General features: G+C 66.8%; 8 protein-coding genes. 1 reads left to right on the forward strand and 7 read right to left on the reverse strand.

The features are described 5' to 3' along the window. Nucleotides 1-319 (forward strand): HNH endonuclease signature motif containing protein (locus tag VFV09_06295; protein ID HEU4867318.1); only part of this gene is annotated, 319 nt, incomplete at its 5' end. Nucleotides 320-642: 323 nt separating this feature from the next. Here VFV09_06295 and VFV09_06300 read toward each other — a convergent pair. From VFV09_06300 to rny, 7 genes are all read right to left on the reverse strand, one after another. After that, a complete protein-coding gene (locus VFV09_06300) occupies nucleotides 643-1,170 on the reverse strand; it encodes a DUF1629 domain-containing protein (GenBank protein HEU4867319.1) in 528 nt (175 codons plus the stop codon). Beyond that, nucleotides 1,170-2,525 (reverse strand): GTPase HflX, encoded by a 1,356-nt coding sequence (gene hflX / locus VFV09_06305; protein HEU4867320.1) that lies wholly within the window; start codon nucleotides 2,523-2,525, stop codon nucleotides 1,170-1,172. Before hflX ends, VFV09_06300 begins: the two co-directional genes overlap by 1 nt. After that, nucleotides 2,525-3,712, reverse strand: a complete 1,188-nt coding sequence (locus tag VFV09_06310; protein ID HEU4867321.1) for an LL-diaminopimelate aminotransferase — start codon at nucleotides 3,710-3,712, stop codon at nucleotides 2,525-2,527. Before VFV09_06310 ends, hflX begins: the two co-directional genes overlap by 1 nt. Then, nucleotides 3,709-4,461, reverse strand: a complete 753-nt coding sequence (gene dapF, locus VFV09_06315) for a diaminopimelate epimerase (GenBank protein ID HEU4867322.1) — start codon at nucleotides 4,459-4,461, stop codon at nucleotides 3,709-3,711. Before dapF ends, VFV09_06310 begins: the two co-directional genes overlap by 4 nt. Further along, a complete protein-coding gene (miaA, locus tag VFV09_06320; protein ID HEU4867323.1) occupies nucleotides 4,451-5,353 on the reverse strand; it encodes a tRNA (adenosine(37)-N6)-dimethylallyltransferase MiaA in 903 nt (300 codons plus the stop codon). The genes dapF and miaA overlap by 11 nt, the downstream gene beginning before the upstream one ends. 22 nt (nucleotides 5,354-5,375) lie before the next feature. Continuing rightward, nucleotides 5,376-6,815, reverse strand: a complete 1,440-nt coding sequence (gene miaB, locus VFV09_06325) for a tRNA (N6-isopentenyl adenosine(37)-C2)-methylthiotransferase MiaB (GenBank protein HEU4867324.1) — start codon at nucleotides 6,813-6,815, stop codon at nucleotides 5,376-5,378. Nucleotides 6,816-6,879: 64 nt separating this feature from the next. Continuing rightward, nucleotides 6,880-8,412: a ribonuclease Y gene (rny, locus tag VFV09_06330; protein ID HEU4867325.1), complete on the reverse strand. Its 1,533-nt coding sequence runs from the start codon at nucleotides 8,410-8,412 to the stop codon at nucleotides 6,880-6,882. Nucleotides 8,413-8,576 lie beyond the last annotated feature (164 nt).

The following is an 8,576-nucleotide window of genomic DNA, read 5'->3' on the forward strand; positions in this document are numbered from 1 at the left end:
CGACATCCGCAACGTGATCAAGTTGGGACGGGTAATCCCGGCCAGGTTGGAGGCGGCCCTGATCGAGCGGGACCAGTGCTGCGTGGTCCCCGGATGCGGGGAGAGGCACGGCCTGGAGATCGACCACATCGTCCCGGTCCACCGGGGCGGGCCGACCGCCCTGTACAACCTGGGCCGGATGTGCGGGTGGCACCACTACCTAAAGACCCACCAGGGGTACGTCCTGGGACGAAGACTCGGCCACTGGTTGTGGGACGGGCCGTATGCCGTACAGATAACCCTTGAGGAGTTGCGGGGCGAACTTTGCCCCATTGGCTGACCGCCCATGCGACGGCGGCCCGGGTTGCCGGTGGCTTTGCCTCCCGGCAGTCCGGCACGCCAGTGCCTGGCCCTACAGGTACCCCCGCGCTCCGGCACTCCGGCGGCCCGGCAGCCCGCACTCCGGCACCCGGCGGCCTCCAGCCCGGTCGGCCAGCAACCCGGCGGTCCGCACTCCGGCACCCGGCGGCCTCCAGCCCGTCGGCCAGCAGCCCGGCAGTCCGGCAGTCCGGCACCCGGCAGTCCGGCACCCGGCAGTCCGGTGTCCGGCACTCCGGCAGCCCGGAGACAGGGCGGCCCGGCGGTAACCAAAATCGTTGCTGTTTAGGTAACCGGCAGGTCCGTGAACCCCACCCCGGTGCAGCCCGCCGCTTCGATCGACCGGCGCACCTCGCTGCTGACCACCACGCGCTGGTCGCCCTCCGAGAAGACGAAGACCGATGCTCCGTCCAGCTTGCCGGCGTCCAGCACCGGCTTGACCACAAAGTCGGCCCGGGCAATCTCCGACGCTCCTCGGTCCAGCACGTCCAGCACCTCGGTCGGGTGCAGGACCCAGTACTCGGAGGTGGTTTGTGACTCGTTGTCGGTAACCGATACCGCCAGCCACTCGATCCCGGCGCCCGGGGCCGCTTCTTCGATGGCAGCCCGAAGCCTTTTGGAGATAAGCCTCATGCCCACGTTGCTCGGCAGGTAGTCGGTCATCTTCCCGGCGTAGACCAACATCTGCGGCGGCACCCAGTTTTCAACCGGCGTCGTCGCCGCCAGGATGTCGTCCAGCGCGGGGTCGTCCCTGCCGAGGGCCACTCCGGCCCAATCCTCGTCGAGCATCTCGAGCAGGTAGAACCCGGACACTATTCCCCTTCGTCCGGTGCGGCGCCGTTGACCTCGGGGTGGAACGCGGCAACGAAGTCCCCGAACTTGCCCAGGACCGACCTCGGCCCCTTGACCGTCAGGCGCCAGCCGTCCTCGCCCCCCGACTCCTCCATGACCTCGCCGAGCTCGTGCATCTGGCTGCGGACGTCGCCCCGGTCGAAGGGGACCACATAGTCCGCTACGGACTGAGAGGCGCTCAGCGCGGTCGAAATCGCCTCCAGCAGCTCCTGGAGACCCTCTCCCTTCAGCGCAGAGATGAACAGCGCATCGGGGAACTGGTTCTTGATGCGCTCCCGGGCCTCGGCGTCCAGCTTGTCCGCCTGGTTCATAGCCAGCAGGCGCGGGATGTTTCCGGCGCCGATCTGGCCGAGCACCTGGTTGACCGCCTCGATGTGGTCGTTGGGGTCCGGCTGCGAAGCGTCGATCACGTGCAGCAGCAGGTCGGCGTGGATGGTCTGCTCCAGCGTCGACTTGAAGGCCTCGACCAGCTGGTGGGGCAGCTTCTTCACGAAACCGACGGTGTCGGTCAGGACCACCGGGCGGCCGTCGGGCAGCTCGAGCTTCCGGGAGACCGGGTCCAGTGTGGAGAAGAGTTTGTTCTGGACCAGGACCCCGGCGTCGGTGAACGCGTTCAGCAGGGTCGACTTTCCGGCGTTCGTGTAGCCGACGAGGCTGATCGAAGGCAGCCCCGTTCGCTCCCGCTGGCGGTTCTTGACCTGGCGGGTGCGCTCGACCTCCTTCAGCTCCTCCTTGACCTTCTTGAGGCGCCGGGCGATGGCCCTGCGGTCGATCTCCAGCTTGGTCTCGCCGGGCCCCCTGGTGCCCAGGCTGGGGCCGGACGCTCCCCCGCCGCCGGAACCACCGATCCGGCTCATGACCTCACCCCAACCACGCAGCCGGGGGACCATGTAGTTGATCTGCGCCAGCTCTACCTGGAGCTTGCCCTCGGCGGAGTGGGCGTGCTGGGCGAAGACATCGAGGATCAGCCCGGTGCGGTCGATGATCTTGAGGGCGTCGGGCGCCAGCGGGTTGACCCCGGCCACATCCTCGAGGTTCCTGCCCTGCGACGGGGCGAGCTCGTCGTCAAAAACGATCGCCGTGGCCTTCAGCTTGCGGGCCTGCTCCACGATCTCCATCGCCTTGCCCTTGCCGACGTAGGTCGCCGGGTCCGGGGTCGGGCGCGCCTGGATGAACCGGTCGACGATCTCCGCGCCGGCGGTGGCGGCGAGCTGCGCCAGCTCGTCGAGCGACTCGTTGCCCTCGTCCATCTGCGCCTGGGAGCGGACCACGCCCACCAGGACGACACGTTCGGTCGGGGCTTCGGTAACTGCCATCAGCTGTCTTTCGGAGCCTTCAGCTCGTTGGTCATTGCCTTCAACACTCGTTCCATGCCTTCGTCGACGCGGTCATCTGCCAGCGTAAGGGAGAACCGGACAAAGCCCTCGCCGTTGGCGCCGTAGCCCGAGCCGGGGGCCACGATCACGCCCGCCTCGTCCAGCAGCAGCTGGCAAAAGCTCACCGAGGTGTGCCCCTCGGGGACCGGAACCCAAACATAGATGGCGCCCTTGGGGGCCCTCACGGGGATCCCGCCGTCGTTCAGGGCGCCGACGACTACGTCGCGGCGGCGCTTGTAGACCGCGATGTTCTCCTCGATGCAGTCCTGCGGCCCGTCCAGGGCCGCAATGCCTGCCCGCTGGAGGGCGTTGAAGATGCCCGAGTCGATGTTGGTCTTGACCCGGCCGATGGCCTCGATGGCCTCGGCCGACCCGACCGCCCAGCCGATGCGCCAGCCGGTCATGTTGTAGGTCTTGGACAGTGAGCCGAACTCGACGGCGGTGTCGAGGGCGCCCGGCGCCTGCAGGACGCTGGGGGCCACGTACCCGTCGTAGGTCAGCTCGACGTAGGCGGCGTCGTGGGCCAGCAACAGGTCGTTGCGGGTGGAGAACCGCACCGCTTCCGCCAGGAACTCCGGGGTGCAGACCGCGGAGGTCGGGTTGGACGGGAAGTTCAGCCACAGGACCTTCGACGCCTGCACGGCGAGCTCGGGGATCCGGTCGAGCTGCGGCACGAAGTCGTGCTCGGCGGACAGGGGCACCGAGATCGTCCCGCCGCCGGCCAGCATGGTGGCGGTCTGGTAGACCGGGTAGCCGGGATCCTGGATCAGCACCATGTCCCCCGGGTCGACGAACGCGGTCCCCAGGTGGGCGATGCCCTCCTTGGACCCGATCAGCGGCAGCACCTGGGTTTTGGGGTCCAGCGTCACGCCGAACCGGCGGTCGTAGTAGCGGGCGATCGCCTCCCGCAGCTCCGGCATGCCGTAGTACGACGGGTACTGGTGGGTCGCCGGGTCGGCCATCGCCTTCTGGCCGGCCTCCACGATGTGGGCCGGGGTTGGGCGGTCGGGGTCCCCGATGCCGAACGAGATGACGTCGACCCCCTTTGCCTTGGCGGCCGAGACCTTCTTGTCCAGCTCGGCGAACAGGTACGGCGGCAGTGCAGAGATCCTGCGGGCACTTCTCAAGCGGTCCTCCCATCAAAAACGTGAACTGCCGGGCCGGTCATGAACAGGCGGCCGTCCGGCTCTCTGGTGATAAACAGATCCCCTCCCGGGGTGCGCACCGTGGCCTTGCGCAGGCCGCTGGCGACCAGGCAGGCGCTGGACCCGGTCCCGGAGGACTGGGTGACCCCCACGCCCCGCTCCCAGAAGCGGGCGTGGATGACGTCGCCCTCGACCTTGGCGAACTCGACGTTCGTGCGGTTCGGAAAGGCCGGGTCGTTCTCCACCAGCGGGCCGAGTGTGGTGACCGGCGCGGCGTCGATGTCGTCGACAAAGGTCGTGGCGTGCGGGTTGCCGGTGGTCGTTCGCTTCCAAGTCCACCCGTAGAGCTCGATGTCGTCCTCTTCCACCGGAATCCCCATGTCGGCACGGACCGAAGTGACGACTCCGTCCTCGACCGTGAGGTCCAGCACCTTGACCTGGCCCCCGGCCTCGACCGTCACCCTGGTGTCGTTGTGGTGCCCCCGGTCGTAGAGGAACTTGCCGACGCAGCGCAGGCCGTTTCCCGAGACCTCGGCGACCCCGCCGTCGGCGTTGTAGAGCAGGAAGCTGAAGTCGGCCAGATCGGAGGGCCCGATGACGATCACGCCGTCGCCCCCGACGCCGAGGTTGCGGTCGCACATCGTTATCGCGGTCCCGGCGTCCATCACCTGCTCGTACACCAGGATGAAGTCGTTGCCCAGCCCGTGGTACTTCGAGAACTCAATCGTCAATTTGAAAGTCCACCTTGTCGTTCGTGAGGTACTCGGCCGCTGCGTCGGGGTCCTCGAACCAGTTGATCCGGGGATCGGCCCGGAACCACCGGAGCTGCCTCCGCGCAAACTTGCGGGTCCGCTGCTTGGTTTCTTCGACGGCCTGGCCGAGAGTGAGCCGGCCGTCGAGATGGTCGAGTATCTGAGCATATCCGAGCGCCTGCAGTGAGGTGGTCGAGAACTGGACGCCGGCCGCCTTCAGCGCCACCACCTCCTCCACCCAGCCCCGGGCGATCAGAGAGTCCACCCGGTCGTCGATCCGTCTGCTGAGCTCCTCCAGCGGAAGCGTGAGCCCGGCCGCCCGGAGGTCGTAAACCGACTCGCGGTCGTCCCACGCCACCCGGTAGGAGGAGAACGGCCGGCCGGTGATATCGATGACCTCGAGGGCCCGGATCGTCCGGCGGACGTTGGCCGGGTGCATCCGCTCGGCAGCCTCGGGGTCGAGGCTCTCCAGGCGGCGAAACATCTCGTAGCCGCCGAACTCGTATGCCTCGGCCTCCAGGCGGGAGCGGACCTCGGCATCGGTAGGCGGGAACTCCAGGGGGTCGACGATAGCCCGGAAGTACAGCCCGGACCCGCCGACCAGCAGTGGAACCTTGCCCCGGCTGAAGATGCCCTCGACCGCAGCCCGGCCCGCCTCCTGAAATTGGGCGACGGTCGGGATCTCGCCGGGATCGTTGATGTCGAGGAGGTGGTGCCGGACCAGCGCTCGGTCCTCGACGGTGGGCTTGTCGGTGCCTATGTCCATGCCGCGGTAGATCGCCGCCGAGTCGACAGAGACGATCTCGCCTCCGATCTGGTTTGCCAGCCGCATCGCCAGGGAGCTCTTGCCGGCGGCGGTGGGCCCGACGATGGCGAGGACCCTGGGCGGAGTGCTAGACGAGCCGTCCCTCCATGTGGCTGGGAGAGGCGCCGGTAATCATGAGGGTCCGGAACTCGCCCTGGCCGGGAATGGGCGGGGCGGCCGCCACCGCCGACGAAACTCCGATCGCCTGATTTAGACGGCTCAGGGCGGTGGTCAGTTGGCTGAGCTCGCCGGCCTTCGGCGCCGTAACCCCGGCGCCCACCAGCTCGCGGTCGGTGAAGTGGACCAGCTTGTTCGTCCGGGTCCGGCCGGTCAGTTTGTCGGGGTTCTTCTTCGAGGGACCTTCGACCAGCACCTCCACGATCTCCCCGACGTGCGCCTCGTTCCGCTCGAGCGAGATCCGGTGCTGGGCCTCCGCCAGGCGGTTGAAGCGTTCGGTGACCACGTCGTGCGGGACCTGGTCCTCCATCGTTGCCGCCACCGTGCCCGGGCGGGGCGAGTACTGGAAGGTGAACGCAGAGTCGTACCGGACCTCCTCCACCAGGCTGAGGGTCTGTGCGAAGTCCTCCTCGGTCTCGCCCGGGAAGCCGACGATGATGTCTGTGGTCAGCGCCAGGCCGGGGATGATCTCGCGGGCCATCGCCACCTTGTCCAGGTACTTCTCCCTGGAGTAGGACCGCTTCATCAGCTTCAGCACCCGGGTGGAGCCGGACTGCAGCGGCAGGTGCAGATGCTCGCAGACGACCGACGACTCGGCCATCGCCCGGGCGACCGGCTCCCGGAAGTCCTTGGGGTGCGGGGAGGTGTAGCGGACCCGCTTGAGACCCTCGACGCCGTCCAGGGCCAGCAGCAGGTCGGCGAACCTCGGGGTGGAGTAGATGTCCCGTCCGTAGGAGTTCACGTTCTGGCCGAGCAGCGTGATCTCGATCACCCCGTCGGCGCACAGCTCCTTTACTTCGCCCAGGATGTCGCCGATGCGGCGGGAGTCCTCGTGGCCCCGAACCGAGGGGACTATGCAGAACGTGCAGGCGTTGTTGCAGCCGTACTGGATGGCCACCCAGGCGTGGAACTTGTTGTCCCGCCGGGCCGGCAGGGCGGAAGGGAAGACGTTCAAGGTCTCGGAGAACTCGACGACCGGGATTCCCTGCTCCTCGACCCGCTGCAGCAGCGCCGGCAGCGCCTCGATGTTGCGGGTGCCCATCACCACGTCGACCCAGGGCGCCCTGCGGACGATCGTCTCCCGGTCCTTCTCGGCCAGGCACCCCCCGACAACCACCTTGAGATCCGGGTTCACGTCCTTGACCGCCTTGATGTGGCCCAGGTTCCCGTAGAGCCGGTTGTCGGCGTTCTCACGGATCGCGCAGGTGTTGAAGACGGCGACATCGGCCAGGTCGGGGCTGGCCACCTTGCGGTAGCCCTGCACCTCCAGGAGGCCGGCCAGGCGCTCGGAGTCGTGTTCGTTCATCTGGCAGCCGAAGGTGCGGATCCAGTAGGTCTTCGATTTGTTCACGGACCAAGGTTACAGCGCAAAACAAAGGGACCGCCCGAAGGCGGTCCCCTGTCATTGCAGGTCCCTACTTGGCGAACTCGATCGCCCGGTGCTCCCGGATGACCATGACCTTGATCTGGCCGGGGTACTGCAGCTCCTCTTCGATCTTCTTGGCGATGTCCCGGGCCAGCACTTCGGCCTGGAGGTCGTCGATGCGGTTGGGGTTGACCATGACACGGACCTCACGTCCCGCCTGCATGGCGTAACACTTCTCCACGCCCGGGAACGACTCGGCCAGCGCTTCGAGGCGCTCCAGCCGTTTGACGTAGGTTTCCAGGGTTTCCCGCCGTGCTCCCGGTCGGGCACTGGAGATGGCGTCGGCCGTCTGGGTGATGACCGCCTCCACCGTCCGCTGCTCGACCTCCTGGTGGTGCGCCTCGATGGCGTGGACCACTGCAGGAGCCTCCTTCAACCTTCGGGCGAGCTCGGCACCGATGAGGGCGTGCGACCCCTCCACCTCGTGGGTGATGGCCTTGCCGATGTCGTGCAGCAGAGTGCAGCGCTTGGCCAGCTGGATGTCGGTGCCCAGCTCGGCGGCGATCACGCCGGCGATGTGGGATGCCTCCACCAGGTGCTTCAACACGTTCTGACCGTAGCTCGTCCGGTAGTTCAGCCGGCCGAGGACCTTGAGCATCTCCGGGTGCAGGTCGCTGATGCCGGCCTCCATCGCCGCCCACTCCCCCGCCTCCCGGATGGAGCGCTCGACCTCACCCTTCGACTTCTCGTACATCTCCTCGATGCGGGCCGGCTGGATGCGCCCGTCGCCGACGAGCTTTTCCAGGGTCAGCTTCGCCACCTCGCGGCGGATCGGGTCGAAGCAGGAAAGCACCACCGACTCCGGGGTGTCGTCGATGAGAAGGCTGGTGCCGGTGACCGACTCGAAGGCCCTGATGTTGCGGCCCTCACGGCCGATGATCCGGCCCTTCATCTCGTCGTTCGGGAGGGTGACCACCGAGATCGAGTTCTCGGAGGTCTCCTCACTTGCGACGCGTTGGATGGCGATGGCCACGATCTTGCGAGCCCGCCGGTCCGCCTCCTCCCGGGCCCGGGCCTCGACATCCCGGACGAGGGTCATGGCGTCCCGCTTGGCCTGGTTCTCGATCTGGGCGATGACCAGCTCTTTGGCCTGCTGTGCCGACATGCCCGCCAGGCGTTCCAGCTCCTGGCGCTGCCGGACCGAAAGCTCTTCGAGCTTGTGCTTCTGCGCCTCAATCTGCGCTTCCTTTTCGGCAAGCGTTAGCTCTTTGCCCTCCAGCCGCTGGGCGGTCTGGTCGAGCATCTCCTCCTTCTGGAGGATGCGTGATTCTTTTCGTTGGACATCGATTGAACGTTCTTTGACTTGTAGTTCAGCTTCTTGCCGGATGCGGGCAGCTTCTTCTTTGGCGGCCACCAGCGCTTCGCGCCTGATCCCTTCGGCTTCTTCTTCAGCTTCATGAAGGCGGTCACGGGCACGAGCTTGCGCCGAAACGGCGCTGCGGCTTGCCGCCTGCTTGTAGAGGACAAATCCAATACCAACTCCGACAAGAAGGCCTATCAGTCCGAGCAGTGCTTCGTTCATTAGGCCTCCTCAACACAAAAAAACCGAGCGACGCTCGGCCGGGAAGAGGTTTGGTATGGGGCTTATAGGGCCAACAACAACACGGTTCGAAGCTACGGGCCCTTAATAATCAACCTCTCAAAACCCCATATTTTTGTCTGACAGCGGACATTGGTTGTAAATCG

The sequence above is a fragment of the Actinomycetota bacterium genome (genome assembly GCA_035759705.1).
Lineage (GTDB): Bacteria > Actinomycetota > CADDZG01 > JAHWKV01 > JAHWKV01 > JAJCYE01.